Origin of the sequence: Pseudoalteromonas sp. S8-8, assembly GCF_000497875.1 — a bacterium.
GTDB classification, from domain to species: domain Bacteria; phylum Pseudomonadota; class Gammaproteobacteria; order Enterobacterales; family Alteromonadaceae; genus Pseudoalteromonas; species Pseudoalteromonas arctica.
In genome coordinates this window covers 24,588-40,420 of record NZ_AUTR01000011.1, presented here as the reverse complement: position 1 = coordinate 40,420, position 15,833 = coordinate 24,588, and the positions used below count along the sequence as shown (strand labels likewise).

11 protein-coding genes are annotated in these 15,833 nt (G+C 41.3%); 2 read left to right on the top strand and 9 right to left on the bottom strand.

Going from position 1 to position 15,833, the window contains the following annotated elements; translation table 11 throughout:
- Nucleotides 1-66: 66 nt before the first annotated feature.
- The 3 genes from L659_RS0102795 to L659_RS0102785 form a co-directional block, all read right to left on the bottom strand.
- Nucleotides 67-807: a phosphoadenylyl-sulfate reductase gene (locus L659_RS0102795; RefSeq protein WP_024589524.1), complete on the bottom strand. Its 741-nt coding sequence runs from the start codon at nucleotides 805-807 to the stop codon at nucleotides 67-69.
- Between the two features lie 43 nt (nucleotides 808-850).
- On the bottom strand, nucleotides 851-2,548 hold the full coding sequence (gene cysI, locus L659_RS0102790) for an assimilatory sulfite reductase (NADPH) hemoprotein subunit (RefSeq protein ID WP_024589523.1): 1,698 nt from the start codon (nucleotides 2,546-2,548) through the stop codon (nucleotides 851-853).
- A gap of 61 nt (nucleotides 2,549-2,609) precedes the next feature.
- Nucleotides 2,610-4,424 (bottom strand): assimilatory sulfite reductase (NADPH) flavoprotein subunit, encoded by a 1,815-nt coding sequence (locus L659_RS0102785; RefSeq protein ID WP_024589522.1) that lies wholly within the window; start codon nucleotides 4,422-4,424, stop codon nucleotides 2,610-2,612.
- 303 nt (nucleotides 4,425-4,727) lie between these two features.
- Here L659_RS0102785 and L659_RS0102780 point away from each other — a divergent pair, with 303 nt between their 5' ends.
- Nucleotides 4,728-6,353 (top strand): endonuclease, encoded by a 1,626-nt coding sequence (locus tag L659_RS0102780; protein WP_024589521.1) that lies wholly within the window; start codon nucleotides 4,728-4,730, stop codon nucleotides 6,351-6,353.
- A gap of 87 nt (nucleotides 6,354-6,440) precedes the next feature.
- On the opposite strand, the gene L659_RS0102775 is transcribed toward L659_RS0102780, so the two are convergent.
- Nucleotides 6,441-7,427, bottom strand: a complete 987-nt coding sequence (locus L659_RS0102775; protein ID WP_024589520.1) for a hypothetical protein — start codon at nucleotides 7,425-7,427, stop codon at nucleotides 6,441-6,443.
- Nucleotides 7,428-7,845: 418 nt separating this feature from the next.
- Here L659_RS0102775 and L659_RS0102765 point away from each other — a divergent pair, with 418 nt between their 5' ends.
- Complete coding sequence (locus L659_RS0102765) at nucleotides 7,846-9,345, top strand: DUF3360 family protein (RefSeq protein ID WP_024589519.1); 1,500 nt, start codon at nucleotides 7,846-7,848, stop codon at nucleotides 9,343-9,345.
- Between the two features lie 93 nt (nucleotides 9,346-9,438).
- Here L659_RS0102765 and leuD read toward each other — a convergent pair whose 3' ends face one another.
- The 5 genes from leuD to L659_RS0102740 all read right to left on the bottom strand — a co-directional run bounded on the left by leuD (nucleotide 9,439) and on the right by L659_RS0102740 (nucleotide 15,789).
- Complete coding sequence (leuD, locus tag L659_RS0102760; protein ID WP_010555450.1) at nucleotides 9,439-10,038, bottom strand: 3-isopropylmalate dehydratase small subunit; 600 nt, start codon at nucleotides 10,036-10,038, stop codon at nucleotides 9,439-9,441.
- Nucleotides 10,038-11,438, bottom strand: a complete 1,401-nt coding sequence (gene leuC, locus L659_RS0102755; RefSeq protein ID WP_024589518.1) for a 3-isopropylmalate dehydratase large subunit — start codon at nucleotides 11,436-11,438, stop codon at nucleotides 10,038-10,040. The genes leuD and leuC overlap by 1 nt, the downstream gene beginning before the upstream one ends.
- Before the next feature lie 60 nt (nucleotides 11,439-11,498).
- Nucleotides 11,499-12,575: a 3-isopropylmalate dehydrogenase gene (gene leuB, locus L659_RS0102750; RefSeq protein ID WP_024589517.1), complete on the bottom strand. Its 1,077-nt coding sequence runs from the start codon at nucleotides 12,573-12,575 to the stop codon at nucleotides 11,499-11,501.
- A complete protein-coding gene (gene leuA, locus L659_RS0102745) occupies nucleotides 12,572-14,125 on the bottom strand; it encodes a 2-isopropylmalate synthase (protein ID WP_008171909.1) in 1,554 nt (517 codons plus the stop codon). Before leuA ends, leuB begins: the two co-directional genes overlap by 4 nt.
- 593 nt (nucleotides 14,126-14,718) lie before the next feature.
- Complete coding sequence (locus L659_RS0102740) at nucleotides 14,719-15,789, bottom strand: hypothetical protein (protein ID WP_024589516.1); 1,071 nt, start codon at nucleotides 15,787-15,789, stop codon at nucleotides 14,719-14,721.
- Nucleotides 15,790-15,833 lie beyond the last annotated feature (44 nt).

The following is a 15,833-nucleotide window of genomic DNA, read 5'->3' as shown; positions in this document are numbered from 1 at the left end:
CTTAAATGATCGGCATTACAGCAGAAGCTGCGTTTTTATTTGCAATTTAACTACACCGTAGTCGCGTTAAATACCGTCACCATCCATGTGTAGTCCACATTCTCGGTTTAAACCAAAAAAGCGAGTTTCTTCCTCAGTCATTCCTGGTTCTAACTTACGTGTTGTATGTACGTCTCCCATAGACACATAACCTTGCTCCCATAATGGGTGGTAAGGTAAATCGTGCTTAGTAAGATACTGATACACGTCGCGGTTAGACCATTCAATAATCGGGTACACTTTGACGGTACCACGGCTAATTTCTACAAATTGCTTATCAGCACGTGTAGATGATTGATCGCGGCGCAGACCACTAAACCACGTGCCCGCTTCTATTTCTTTTAACGCGCGGGTCATCGGCTCTACTTTATTAAGCTGATTATATTGCTTAATGCCGTCTTCGCCTTTCTCCCATAGTTTACCGAATTTAGCCTCTTGCCATGCTGGGCTAAGCGGCGCTCTATACACCTTTAAGTTAAGTGATAAACGCTCACTCATTTGCTCAATAAACTGATACGTTTCAGGAAACAAATAGCCTGTATCGGTTAATACAACGGGAATATCTGGACGTTGTGAGGTCATTAAATGCAGCATTACTGCCGCTTGAATACCAAAGCTAGATGATAAAAAAGCCGTATTAGGCAAGTTATCAAGCGCCCATGCAACACGCTGTTCTGCGCTCATATTCGCTAGTAAACCATTAGCATCAGCTAACATAGCCGCCTGGCTTTGTTTATCTAGCTGTAAAATGTTTTTAAATTCACTCATGGTAAATTCCAAACCTCACTAGCGCCAAAGCGCTGGTATTTAATTAAGCGTGAAAATCGGTTACCGATACTTTTACTTCAGCAACAATGCCTTTGCGTATAACAAAGTCACCAAAACACTCACCGTCATTGCGCTCGCTTGCCCATTGGCCAATGAGCTTATCGAATGCTTCTAGGTAAACGTCTTCGCCTACGTTCTCAAGGTACAATTTAGGAATACGTGTACCTTCTAAATTACCACCTAAGTAAACGTTGTATTTACCTGGGCCTTTACCCACTAAACCAGCTTCTGCAAGCATTGCGCGGCCACAGCCGTTCGGGCAACCTACAACGCGCATAATAATGCTGTCATCGGGTATACCGTGCTTAGCAAGTAATGCTTCAGTTTTTTCTACTAGGCTTGGTAAGTAACGCTCTGCTTCGGCCATTGCAAGTGGGCACGTTGGCAGTGAAACACACGCCATAGAATTTTTACGCTGCTGCGAATCTGTGTCATCAATCAGGCCATGGCTACGTGCAATCTCTTCAATCACGGCTTTTTGATCTGCAGGTACGCCAGCAATAATTAAGTTTTGGTTTGCCGTCATACGCATGTCACCTTGGTGAACTTCTGCGATTTTACGACAACCTGTTTTAAGCGGCTTGCCTGGATAGTCTAAAATACGACCACTTTGAATAAATAGCGTTAAGTGGTGCTTACCATCAATGCCTTCAACCCAACCAATGCGGTCGCCACGATGAGTAAACTCAAACGGACGGCTTGGTGCAAACGTAACGCCTGAGCGTTTTTCTACTTCTGCTTTAAATACATCAACACCTACACGGTCTAATGTGTATTTAGTTTTTGCATTTTTACGGTTTGAACGATTACCCCAATCGCGCTGCACAGATACAACATGCTCTGCAATTTTTAAGGTATCTTCTAGCGCGATAAAGCCAAAGTCATCAGCCTTACGCGGATACGTTGCTGTATCGCCGTGCGTCATGGCAAGGCCACCGCCCACTAATACGTTAAAACCAACTAGCTTGCCGTTATCAGCAATTGCCACAAAGTTTAAATCGTTAGCGTGCACATCAACTTCGTTGTTAGGTGGAATAGTCACCGTGGTTTTAAACTTACGCGGTAAGTAGTTAGATCCTAAAATTGGCTCTTCTGTGGTTTCTGCTTTTTCGCCATTTAACCAAATTTCGGCATACGCTTTCGTTTTTGGTAATAAGTGTTCAGAAATTTTTGCAGCCCAATCGTAAGCTTCTTGATGTAACTCAGACTCAACGGGGTTAGTAGTACAAAGTACATTACGGTTAACGTCACCTGCTGTAGCAATAGAGTCTATACCTACGCTATCAAGCATTTGGTGCATGCCTTTAATATTTGGCTTTAACACTCCATGAAACTGAAATGTTTGACGCGTAGTTAAACGAATACTGCCGTAGCTTGTTTTGTCATCTGCAAACTTGTCGATTGCTAACCACTGCTCTGGCTTAATAATACCGCCAGGCATACGTGCACGTAACATTACATTATGTAGCGGCTCTAGCTTTTGCTTAGCGCGCTCACCACGTATATCGCGGTCATCTTGCTGATACATGCCATGAAAACGAATTAGCTGAAAGTTATCGGCTGTAAAGCCACCGGTAATTTCGTCTGTTAAATCTTTTTCTATGGTGCCACGTAAAAAGTTACTTTCTCTTTTCAAACGTTCGTTATCAGAAAGTTTTACGTTTTTATCTTGTTCGCTCATTTTAAATCCTAAATTTGTTACAGTGACGGCTGCTAGCTGTTAAATAAAATAAGAAACGTGATTAATACACGTCTTTCTGATAGCGGTTTGCGCTACGCAAATCTTTTAAATATTGCTCTGCGTCTTCATTGCTCTTGCCTGTGTTTTCTTTAACAATATCAAGCAAGGCGTTGTGTACATCTTTTGCCATGCGATTTGCATCGCCACAAATATAAAAGTGAGCGCCAGCTTCTAACCATTCAAACACGTCTTTACTGTTACTGCGTAACTTATCTTGCACATATACTTTTTCTGCTTGGTCACGGCTAAATGCAACATCTACTTTGTTAAGTAAACCCGATTTTAAATAACCCTGTATTTCTACTTGGTATAAAAAGTCTTGAGTGAAATGTGGGTTACCAAAAAACAACCAGTTTTTGCCTTGCGCTTCACGCGAATCACGTTCTTGTAAAAATGCACGAAACGGCGCAATACCCGTACCAGGACCAACCATAATCACAGGTGTATCATCGTTAGTGGGTAGGCGGAAATTGTCGTTGTGTTCGCTAAATACTTTAACTTTACAACCTTCTTCTGCACGACGAGTTAAGTAACCAGTACAACCACCTAAATGCTCGCTATCAAATGCATCAAATTGCACTAGACCTAGTGTTAAATGTACTTCGTCTTCAACCTCAGCTTGGCTAGATGCAATTGAGTACAAACGAGCTTGTAGTTTACGTAGGCAGTCTACTAATGTTTGCGCATCAATTTTTGCAGGGTTTTGGCGAATTACATCAAATATTTGGCGAGGTTCAATATACGCACGCATTGCGGCTTTATCTTCTACAAGCTTTAATAATTCAGGCGTACCAGTTGCTATTGCGTATTTTTCTACAAAACCAGGGTATGACTGAGTCAGCTCTAGTTTTTCAATAAGTGCGCCGCGTACGCTTAGCTCTTCATCACCTACTTTTACAATGCTTGTTGCATCTATTTGAGTAAGTGTAAGTACTTCATCAACTAATACATCATCATTTAAAAAGTACACACCTAATGAATCACCAGGTGTGTAAGTAATGTCTGAACCTTCAAGCGAAATTTCAACGTGGCGTACATCTTTAGTTGAGTCGCGACCGGTAATTTTTTGAACTGTTAATAGCTCTGCTTCAAATGGATTTTGCTTTGTGTATTGGCTTGAAGCGGTCGTTGGTGCTCCAAATGGCATTGATACAACTTGACCACCAGCGGCTTCTTGCTGCGCTTTTAAATCAGGTTCAAATGCATCAACTGCACCGGCAATCCATGTTGCAGCTTCATCTTCGTAATCTACATCTAAATCAGCACGTTGATATATGGTTTGTGCACCGAGTTTATTTAAACGTTCTTCAAAATCTTTTGCTGTTTGGCAGAAAAACTCATAGCTAGAATCACCTAAGCCAATAACCGCTATTTTTACATCGTCTAGTTTTGGCGCTTTTTTAGTGGCTAAAAATTCGTGAAGTGTTTCTGCGTCTTCAGGTGGCTCACCTTCGCCGTAAGTAGATACAACGATAGTTAAAAACTTTTCTTTTTTCAGGGCTGTTGGTTTGTAATCTGACATGCTAACAAGCTTAACTGCTAAGCCTCGCGACTCAGCCTGCTCTTTCATTTTGGTAGCTACACCTTTTGCGTTACCTGTTTGCGAACCATATAAAATAGTTAGCGCTGCTGCATCACCCGCAGCCGGTACGCCTGCCGTAGGGGCACCTAACGCAGCCGAATTAGCATTTGCAGCTAAGTAACCACTTACCCATGCTTGTTGAATTGGATTAAGTTCAGCCACTAAACCTTGCAGCTTTTGTACTTGATCTTGCGATAGCGGGCTTGCCGCAGCATTTAGTTGACCTAACAACATGAATCGATTCCCCATAACCCTGAAAATTAAACACAACACACTTTGTGTATTGTTAAAAATGAGTTTTACCTCATCCAGAGCGTATCTGTTGAGGTTTTCTAAGTATGTAGGATAACGGGCTCTGCATAGATAAAAAAAGAATAGAATCTGCTTTGATATTCCATTTAGTTATTAATTTATAAAAATACCTTCAAAAACAGATTAAAGGGCAATTATTGCCTTTTACAGCACTTTAAATTAACAATTTTGTAACCTAACTAATGTAGGGTATATTCCTCATTCAAAATAAAAATAGGAACAACTATGTTACACGGGAAATATAAAAATAAACTACTTAGTACCGCATTGTTACTTGGCTCATTACCTGTAATGGCCAATGTAGCTAATGGCGGATTTGAACAATGGTCAGGTAATACACCTGATGCATGGACTACGATAGATAGCGGAATTGCTTTATCTCGCTCAACCAGCACAGTTAAAAGTGGCAGTAGCTCTGCTGCTGTAAATGTAACTACAGGGTCGCAAAGTAACACTGATTTACTACAACAAGTTGCTGTAGAAGCAGGTAAAACCTATAACTTTTCGGCTGATGTTTACCACACCGAAGGTAAAATTAAAGCTCGCTTGTATGTAGATGGTTATCAAGGCTATTCAAATCAAGCACAAACTAACCAATGGCAAACAGTTAGCCATAGCTATACAGCAAGTAGTGATAAAACAATTAGCGTAGGGCTTAGGTTTTATGATGTAAGTGGATTTGATGGCAGCGAAACCGTATACGTAGATAACTTTTTACCAAACGCTGATGGCAGCGCATCAACAAGCTGTACCGACAATAGCCTTACCTTAACGCTTAATACCGATAATTACGGTAGCGAAACTAGCTGGGCCGTTAATAACAATCAAGGTAGCGCTGTTGCTAACGGCAGTGGTTACGCATCAAACACTCAGTATGATGAGCAAATATGCCTAACTGATGGAACTTACACACTTGTTATTAACGACAGCTACGGCGATGGCATGTGTTGTTCAACAGGTAATGGCAGTTATGCGCTTAAGCAAGGCTCTACCACACTTGCTAGCGGTGCAAGTTTTAATAATACAGACAGCACGGCATTTACTTTAAGTAGTAGCTCTGGTGATGGCGGCGGGACCAACCCAACACCCACTGGCTACTATGGTACAGCTCAAGGGCTATCGGGCTATTCACTAAAAACTGAGCTTTATAATATTATTAAAGATCATAATGCACAGGGTTACTCGGCTATTTGGAATTTTTACGATTCATCTGCACGTGATACATACTTTGAAAACGATAACAGCATTTTAGATATGTATAGCGAAAAACCAAACGGCTCAGATAGCTACAATTATGCTGCGGTGAGCGATCAATGTGGTAACTATAGTGGAGAAGGCGGCTGTTACAACCGTGAGCATTCATTTCCTAAAAGCTGGTTTGGCGGCACTATTGAGCCAATGAACTCAGATGTGCATCATATTTACGCAACCGACGGTTATGTAAACTCAAAACGTAGTAACTTCCCATTTGGTGAAGTAGCAAGCGCTTCATTTACATCAACTAACGGAAGTAAATTAGGTTCTGCCGCAAATTCATTAAATTACTCAGGTACTGTATTTGAGCCAATTGACGAATTTAAAGGTGACTTTGCTCGCGCTTATTTTTACATGGCAACGCGCTACGAAAATGTAATAGGCACTTGGCAAACCAAAACGACCTCAAGTAATGCTGTACTTAATGGTTCAAGCAACCAAGTATTCGAGAACTGGGTTGTAGCCATGCTGCTTAACTGGCATAACAGCGATCCTGTAAGCCAAATGGAACTTGACCGTAACCAAGCAGCGTTTGAATCTCAAGGTAATCGTAACCCGTATATCGACCACCCTGAATTTGTAGAAATGATTTGGTAAAAGTTAGCAGTTAAAACAAAAGCCTTTGCAAATGCAAAGGCTTTACCTTTTAGCGTGTAATATTTTTTAAAAATATGATGGTTTAAGCTAATTATAATAAACAGTTACGATAAGTGATTTTTCAGCTCTGTTTTTCATCAACGTTAAAAGTGAATGATGAAAATCTTGAAATATCACCTCACCCCATATTCGCGAATAAACACCAAAATTTGTATTATCTTGCACGGTCGTTTTTAACGTTAAAATCGTATTGCCGCTTTTATCTTCACTTAACTCATATCCACCGTAAAGAGGTGAAAAGTATTCACCGCCTAGTTTTACGTGTTTATCGAGTGCGTCATCGGGGATAGCATCTGGGTCTATATCAAATCTATAATGCATCTGTTTATTTGGTTGCCAGTCGGTTATTACTTCTTTAAACACAACGCCTTTTTGCCAAGTACTTGTGCGAACAGCGCCTATACCGCTAGCATTCATACTTGCCTTTAATGGCTTTGGTACACCAATTAATTGAGTGAGTGAAAAAGGCACTTCCTGTGGTTTTATGTCACTCACATTAGCTAACTGCTGCCACACAACATTGATGGGCGCGTTAATAGCTATTGAATTTGTTACTTCGTATGTTTTTGATAAATGTAAAAAGTTAACTTCAATAGGTGAGAGCAATATAGGTAATAACGCGATTGATAATAAAGAACTATTCGCTTTTTTTATTTTACGTTTTCTAACAAAGCCCGCAAGTAACCCACCAATGCTGGCAAAAAACATAAAAGCAGGCAAAGCCATTGCCACACAAATGCTCCCTTCAAGCAAAGTAATTACACTTACAAATAAAAAAACAAAAATAGGCTGCCAAGCAATCGTGATCATTTGCCTTTTAGTTAATGTTTCTGTGCTTTTAAATTCAAAATGAACACGAATATAACCAATTGCAACGGGCACTAAAAACATAAATGATATAGAGACTAAGCTACCTAAATTGTAAGCATTGACTAGCTCTACAAACAGCCGCATAAATATGCCGTAAAGCGTACCAAGTAAAATACCAATTGATTTAGGGGAGTTGAGTTGCATCTCTATTCTTTATTGTTGTTATTAACAATCCGAAAGTAACAGAAGTATTATTTCACCACAAATAAAACGAAATTAACGGCTGCTACCAATAAGCTTTTCAAACAAAGCGGCTTTTACAGCCACTAAGACTAAAGGATAATAACCTGCCATTAACACTATTTCCCGCTATAAACAGTGATCAAACTCCTTGAAATAAAAACCAAGCTATTGATTTGTAATAACTTTAAATCATTTTGTGTAGTTTTATAATTTTTAACGTAAAGCTGATTGTCAGATTAACTGTATTAAAAACAACCATGCACGACCTTTTGCCTATACATCCCAGCCTAAGAGCTGATTTACCCTGCATGTTCAATATTCATTTGCTTTAACAAAAGCCGTATTTATTTGATTAAGCAACAATGTTGCAGGAGAACGCATGCAAACTACACCACCCGGTGATGCACCATCAAACACGCACAAGGATGCTCAAAGCTACGAGCAACTTCACAAGCCGAGTTCAGAGTTTAATACTCGCGACGAGTATCTCGAACATGAATTACAAATTATGCAGCCTAAGCGCTGGCGTCCTAATTTACCGTTTAGAGATTACCGATTTGAATTTGAAGACACCATTCCAGCAATGGCGGGCACTATTGGTAAAGTCGTTATGGTGGGGGCTATTGCAGCAACCTTTGCGGCGCCTCTTGGTTTAAGCGATGCATTTGTTTTAGAAAATGTACGTTACGAATTACTCATTGTTTCTATTTTTATCATCTTATTCTCAGGCTTTATTTTACCAACAGCCAACTTGGCTGGTACTCACGGCCCGCTTATTCCGTTAATTCCTATTGTTGTTACTGCTGGCGGTCACCCTATGGCGTTTGGCTTACTCATTGGTGCCTTTGGTTTTATTTTAGCCATAACCAAGGGAGGAAGTATGCTCGCGCGCCTAACCAGTAAAGGTGTATGTGGCGGGCTGCTCATTTATTTAGGCTTTATTGGTACTATTTCGCAAGTTAAAAAGCTGTTTGCTTGGGCGGAAGCCATTGATATGGCACACATTGCATTTATTGTTATTTTAGCCACCATTTTATTGTATGCGCTATTAGAGCACTTTAAAAAACGTTGGTTAGCAGTGCCGTTAAGCTGCCTTATTGGTGGTGTGGTTGCCTTTGCCTTAGGTGCACCGTTTGAGTTTCATACTGCACCGGGTTTACCAAATATGAACCCAGCTTACTGGTGGGGTGAAAACACGGGCTGGATGCTAGGTTTACCAACACTTGAAAGCTTTGTTGTTGTACTCCCGTTTGCAGTGCTTGCCGTTGCCATGTGGTCGCCAGATTTTTTAGGTCATCAAGTATTTCAAAAAATAAGCTATCCGCAACGTACTGAAAAAGTACAAATGAATATCGACGACACCATGCTGAGCGCATCGGTTAGACAAACATTTGGCTCACTTGCCGGTGGTGCTAACTTTGCGTCCTCTTGGGGTACTTATATTGTGCCTGCCGCTATTGCTAAACGCCCTATCCCTGCTGGCGCTATTTTAACTGCATTATTTTGTATTATTGCTGGTTTATGGGGTTACCCTATGGATTTAGCAATTTGGCAGCCTGTATTGTGTGTAGCGCTTATTGTTGGGGTGTTTATCCCGCTACTTGAAGCTGGCATGGAAATGACGCGCGAAGGTAAAACGACGCAATCCGCCGCTATTGTGGTGTTTGCTTCGACCTTGGTTAATCCTGCTTTTGGTTGGTCACTTACTATGTTACTTGATAACTTAGGGCTGATTGGCTGTAAAGAGCGCAGCGCTGAGCTAACTAAAATGAGCCGCTGGGTGATTCCACTTATTATGTTTGTGTTACTTACCACTGTAATGGCAATTGTAGGCATGTTACCCGGTATACCTGCGTTAATGGCTGACTTTAGGCATTAACCTTTAGCTATTACATCTCATATTTACCCACAAAAAAGCACGGCAATTGCCGTGCTTTTTAATACGTGATTTTTAATACACACGGTTAAGCAATTACTGCCAAGAACGCTCAGTCGCTAGTTGTTTTTCAAACGCATCAATTTGTGGGTTTAGCGTTTCGGTTACACCAATAAAGTCTAAACCACTTAACAAACGTTCTTTTACCTCTTTACTAATATCAAAACTAATTGGTGCAAACTTACTGCTTGTTAGTGTTTGATTTTCAAGGTCGATTTCAATGTTAATATCGTCGTGCTGCTCGCTAAGTACAAACAGTTGCTCAAGCGTGTCGGCAGGTAACGCTATGGCTAACATTTGGTTGTTACCACAGTTATTAAAGAAAATATCTGCAAAGCTTTCAGCTAAAATAACTTCAAAGCCATATTGCTTCAGCGCCCATGGCGCGTGCTCACGAGATGAGCCACAACCAAAGTTGTCGCGCGTTAATAATATTTGCGCGCCTTGGTAGCATGGGCGGTTTAAAATAAAGTCAGGGTTTGGCTCGTCGTTATCTAGGTAACGCCAATCATAAAACAATGCCGCATCAAAGCCTTCGCGGCTAGTTGATGTTAAAAACTGCTTAGGGATAATTTGGTCAGTATCTACATTGTTTTTATCAAGTGGGGCCATTAAGCCACTAAAAAATACGCTCATTAGGCTTCTCCTCTAATATCAACAAAGTGACCATGTATTGCAGCGGCTGCCGCCATTGCGGGACTAACTAAATGGGTACGCCCACCACGACCTTGGCGACCCTCAAAGTTACGGTTAGAAGTAGATGCACAACGCTTGCCTGCTCCTAGGCGGTCATCGTTCATCGCTAAACACATAGAACAACCCGGTTCGCGCCATTCAAAGCCAGCGGCTTTAAAAATATCAGCTAAGCCTTCGTCTTCGGCTTGTTTTTTAACTAAGCCAGAGCCCGGTACAATTAACGCCTCTATGCCGGCTACAACCTGTTTGCCTTCTACAATTTTTGCAGCAGCGCGCAAGTCTTCAATGCGGCTATTTGTACATGAGCCAATAAATACCGTGTCTACTTTCGCGCTTGATAATTTATCGCCCGCTTTTAAGTCCATGTATTTAAGTGCGCTGCGAATAGCATCGGCTTTAATTAAATCTGGCTCTTTATCTGGATCGGGTATGCACTCATCAACACCAATTACTTGCTCTGGGCTTGTGCCCCAGGTAATTTGCGGTTGAATGTCGTCAGCATTTAGCTCAACAACTAAATCAAAGTGTGCGCCTTCATCTGTTTTTAATGTTTCCCAATATTCAACGGCTGCATCAAAATCTGCGCCTTTTGGTGCAAACGGACGACCTTTTAAGTAATCATAAGTAATTTGGTCAGATGCAATTAAACCCGCTTTTGCACCCATTTCTATGCTCATATTACATAGCGTCATACGGGCTTCCATTGAAAGCGCTTCAATGCCTGCACCACAAAACTCTGCTACATAACCTGTGCCACCAGCGGTACCTAACTTGCCAATTACCGCCATAATTAAATCTTTAGCCGTAACCGTTGGACGCAATACACCGTTAATTTGAATTTTTAACGATTTCGCCTTTTTTTGCTGTAGCGTTTGCGTTGCTAATACGTGCTCAACCTCAGACGTACCAATACCATGCGCTAATGCGCCAAACGCACCATGTGTAGAAGTATGGCTATCGCCACATACAATGGTTGTGCCTGGCAAAGTAATGCCTTGCTCTGGGCCCATTACATGGACAATGCCTTGGTTAATTGAGTTTAAATCGTAAAGTACAATACCAAACTCTTTACAGTTTTTATCAAGCGCCATTAATTGGTTTTTAGATACTTCGCTTGCGGCATCAAGTGATCGGCTTTTAGTCGATACGTTATGATCCATCGTTGCAAAGGTTTTTTCTGGGCAACGTACAGTACGGTTTTTTTCACGTAGACCTGCAAAAGCCTGCGGAGAAGTCACCTCGTGCACTAAATGGCGGTCAATATAAAGTAAGTCGGTTTGCTCGTTTATGCTGGCAACGGTGTGTGCTTGCCAAATTTTTTCGTATAACGTTTGGGCCACTTGCTAATTCCCTAATCTGTTTGAGTTGCAGCATAACGGTGCTGCAACTTTACTATGTTATTAAATGCGTGAAACGATGGCTGCTGCTACATCGCTTGTGCTGTAACCTGCATTTGGATATATATCTGGAGTGCCAACGCCTGCTTCTACGGCTTCTGCTACTGCTTTTTCAATCGTGCGAGCCGCTTCGTCTTGCCCTAGCGAGTAACGTAACATTAATGCGGCACTTAAAATTTGTGCTATTGGATTTGCAACGCCTTTACCTGCAATGTCTGGCGCTGAGCCGCCTGCTGGCTCGTACAATCCAAAACCCGATTGATTCAAGCTTGCCGATGGTAATAAGCCCATTGAGCCTGTGATCATAGCGCACTCATCTGACAAAATATCACCAAATAAGTTATCGCAAAGTAGTACGTCAAACTGGCTAGGCTGTTTAACTAACTGCATAGCCGCGTTATCTACGTAAATGTAATCTAAGCTTACTTCTGGGTAGTCTTTACTAACTTCAGTTACTACTTCGCGCCATAATACGCTTGATGCTAATACATTGGCTTTATCAACAGAGGTAACGTGGTTACTACGTAGTTTTGCCGCTTCAAAAGCAAAGCGTGCAATACGTTCGATTTCTTTTCGTGAGTATGTTTGCGTATCAAATGCAAACTCTTCTGCGCCTTCACCACTGCGACCTTTTTCACCAAAATAAATGCCGCCAGTTAGTTCGCGCACGCACAAAATATCAAAACCTTTTTCACTAATATCAGCGCGAAGTGGCGACGCTGCACTTAATGCAGGTAATAACTGTGCAGGGCGTAAATTACAAAACAAACCAAAGTGCTTACGAAGCGGCAATAACGATGCGCGCTCAGGCTGCTCGTTTGGTGGTAAGTTTTCCCATTTAGGACCGCCTACCGAACCAAATAAAATAGCGTCTGAGTTTTCACATGCAGTAAGCGTGCTCTCTGGTAATGCTTCACCAAATTCATCAATGGCTGCGCCACCAATAGCATGATGCTGACGGTTTAGGGTAAAACCAAACTTATTGCTCACAGCATCAAGTACTTGCTCTGCTGCTGCCATTACTTCTGGACCAATACCGTCGCCAGCTAATACTGCAACGCTGTAGTTTGTTTTACTCATCCTGCTTTCCTTTGTTGTTTTAAATCAGACACTTTTTGTGCACGATAAATTAAGTTATAAACACGGATCATGGCGCGTACCGACGCTTCAACCACATCCGCTGCAATGCCCGCACCGTGGTAAGGTCGGCCATCGTATTTAGCTATAATATTTACTTGGCCTAATGAGCTTGCACCTTGGCCTGTTGCTTCTAAGTTATATTCAATCATTTCAACGCTCATACCGGTTAAACGCTCAATAGCTGCAAACGAGGCTTCAACTGGACCATTACCTGTCGCCGCTTCTTGTTTAGCTTCGCCATCAATACGCATTCCAATGGTAGAGCTTGCTACTGATTGTGAGTTAGAGGCTGAGTTAACAAATTCTAATTGGTATTTTTCGTCTTTGTCGTTAATTTGATTAAAGTAAATCATCGCCTCAAGGTCGTAATCGTATACGGTGCCTTTTTGGTCAGCCAACTCAATAAAGCTTTTGTATAAGCCATCCATATCGTAATCAGATTTTTGATAGCCTAACTCTTCTAGGCGATGCTCAATAACATGACGACCCGAACGCGAAGTCATATTTAATTGGTTACTTGGCACACCAACGCTTTCTGGCGACATAATCTCATACGTATTTTGCGCTTTTAATACACCGTCTTGGTGAATGCCAGAACTATGCGCAAAGGCGTTTTCGCCAACAATCGCTTTATTTGGTTGTACTGGCATATTACAAATTTTAGCCACTTGACGAGATGCGCGGTAAATTTCTTCACTTTTAATATCGGTGTATACTTTTAAGTGGTCGTGGCGCATTTTCATGATCATCGCCACTTCTTCAAGCGAGCAGTTACCAGCACGCTCACCAATGCCATTAATAGTACACTCAATTTGGCGCGCACCGGCTTGCACTGCGGCTACCGAGTTTGCTACTGCTAAACCTAAATCATTGTGGCAATGCACGCTTAAGCGCGCTTTATCAATATTTGGCACGTTATTCATTAAATGGCGGATCATCGCGGCGTATTCGTCTGGCGTTACAAAACCAACGGTGTCTGGCAAGTTAATAGTTGAAGCTCCGGCATTAATTGCCTGCTCAACAATTTTACATAAATCCCAGTGCGGCGTACGACCGGCATCTTCACACGAAAACTCAACATCATCAGTATAGTTACGTGCCAATTTAATTGATTTAACAGCCATGGCCGTTGCATCGTCTAGGCTCATACGTAATTTATGTTCAAGGTGCAAAGGGCTTGTAGCAATAAAAGTATGAATACGGCTTTGCTGAGCTGTGCGAAGAGCTTCGCCACAGGCTTCAATGTCTTTAGCAACTGAGCGTGCTAAACCACAAATAATAGGACCTTTTACTTCGGTTGCAATACGTTGCACCGAGCGAAAATCAGCAGGGCTCGAAACCGGAAAGCCTACTTCCATCACATCCACATTCAAGCGGCTAATTGTATGTGCTAATTGAATTTTATCATCTTCAGTAAGGCTTGCTTTAAGTGCCTGTTCGCCATCACGTAAGGTGGTATCAAAAATCCATACTTTATCTTGCTCTTGCATAACTGCCCCTCATTCCTATGTTACCCAAATTTCAATTAATCCCAGCCGCGAGATAAAAAAAACCCCGCAATTGCGGGGTTTTTTAGTGTTCAACTCGATGCAAACACACTAATCCCCGCTTACTTGCCATAGCAGTAAGAGGTTAAGTTTTAGTGTAATTAAACGAATAATATGCATCTTGTTTTCTTATGTGTGTGTTCAGTGAAGCCTATTTTTAACATTACAAAGCCATGGAAGCAAGCATAAAAATTCCACAAAACACCTTTAAAACATAATCATAAAGAAAATAAAAACCAATAAACCTTAAATAACAAGATTAAAAATACCAAACACGCTTCTTGCCACCATAATCAAATCGGCTTTAAAGTGATCTCCGATTAGATAAGTTTTATTATTTTTATCTGGGCTTATAAAGTAATCCCATGTTTAATAATTAAAAAGTGCCATTACTCACTTTATCGACAAAATAGTCAAAGTGATTTGAGCTATATTGAGCCTACTTGCATATCAATAGAATCGATTCATTCTGTTCAAAGTATTCTGTTAATAAGTAAACTATTGGGCTTGCAGATCCTTTGCTTAGTTCATGCATATTAACTTCCTTGCATTGCCGAATTAGTAATTGCTATAGGGTATATTGAGCCCATACCCCAAATATTATTCTCTTTTTCTAATGCTTCTGATTGTTCGCCTGTCACTATGTTTATTATTCTTATAATACGCTCGGAAAGGAACCACCCTTTCTCATTACGCTCAGGCAAATTGCGATTGGTATATTCCAGCTGATAATCTTCTTTATCAGAGAAAATAACGCCATTACCTTCTCCTATTTCTGAGTTCTTTATTTCCGGGTTAGCAATATTCACCCAATGAAAATGTGCTTTTGGCCTTGAATGAGTCATAAATGCTAAATACTTCCCATCAGGTGAAATACGGTGGTTTTTCATCTCCCACGCTTTCGGAAAACCAAAATTAACTTTGCGTACTATTTCACCATTAAACTTATGTATCCAAAAGCCATCGTGCTTTATCGCTAAAAACTCTTTATCACCAGGCAGTAAAAAAGCAGCGCCGCTATGATGAATTTGCGGTCGAGAGATGAGTTCCCCTGTTGGTACATGGTAATTAAAGTGTTTGCCATCTGAGTAAAAAATGACGTTTTCACTGTCTGAAGTCCAGTTAAACCAAGGGTAGCCACCCCCGCCTGACATAGTAATTAGCTTTTTCTCTTTGGTGTCGTATAACTGGCGAGTCGCTCGGTCATTTATATAACCCGAAATAGCAATATAACGGTTATCTGGTGAGCGTGCTGGTGGATGCAATCCCGCAGGCTCCAGTTGGGTAAAAATTTCTTCTGGAATAATACGGCGCCTGTCTGAGCCATCTAACCGTGATGACCACAGCGTGCGTACTTCACTGTATTTATATTTATTCCAAAACATTAGCCGCGGGGTTGAAAATGTATCTGCATCGCCATACACCTCTTCACGTATTTCTAGTGGCCACTCTGGATGGTTTTTATGCTCTTTAGCCCATGGGTATTTAGCAACATCAACTTCTACTTGTGGTGAACTTTGCGATGAGGGCTCTGAGCAACCGCTTAGCAATAAGCTAAAACAAACGCAGAGGGCGCAAAGCACGCTGTGATTTTTTATAAACGTCATTATCAAAATCCTTTTTGGCTTTTATTTAGAGAAAGGCATGTATG

Coding starts and splice junctions, on each gene's coding strand:
- L659_RS0102795 (WP_024589524.1), bottom strand. CDS start 807: ATGAGTGAATTTAAAAACATTTTACAGCTAGATAAACAAAGCCAGGCG.
- cysI (WP_024589523.1), bottom strand. CDS start 2,548: ATGAGCGAACAAGATAAAAACGTAAAACTTTCTGATAACGAACGTTTG.
- L659_RS0102785 (WP_024589522.1), bottom strand. CDS start 4,424: ATGTTGTTAGGTCAACTAAATGCTGCGGCAAGCCCGCTATCGCAAGAT.
- L659_RS0102780 (WP_024589521.1), top strand. CDS start 4,728: ATGTTACACGGGAAATATAAAAATAAACTACTTAGTACCGCATTGTTA.
- L659_RS0102775 (WP_024589520.1), bottom strand. CDS start 7,427: ATGCAACTCAACTCCCCTAAATCAATTGGTATTTTACTTGGTACGCTT.
- L659_RS0102765 (WP_024589519.1), top strand. CDS start 7,846: ATGCAAACTACACCACCCGGTGATGCACCATCAAACACGCACAAGGAT.
- leuD (WP_010555450.1), bottom strand. CDS start 10,038: ATGAGCGTATTTTTTAGTGGCTTAATGGCCCCACTTGATAAAAACAAT.
- leuB (WP_024589517.1), bottom strand. CDS start 12,575: ATGAGTAAAACAAACTACAGCGTTGCAGTATTAGCTGGCGACGGTATT.
- leuA (WP_008171909.1), bottom strand. CDS start 14,125: ATGCAAGAGCAAGATAAAGTATGGATTTTTGATACCACCTTACGTGAT.
- L659_RS0102740 (WP_024589516.1), bottom strand. CDS start 15,789: ATGACGTTTATAAAAAATCACAGCGTGCTTTGCGCCCTCTGCGTTTGT.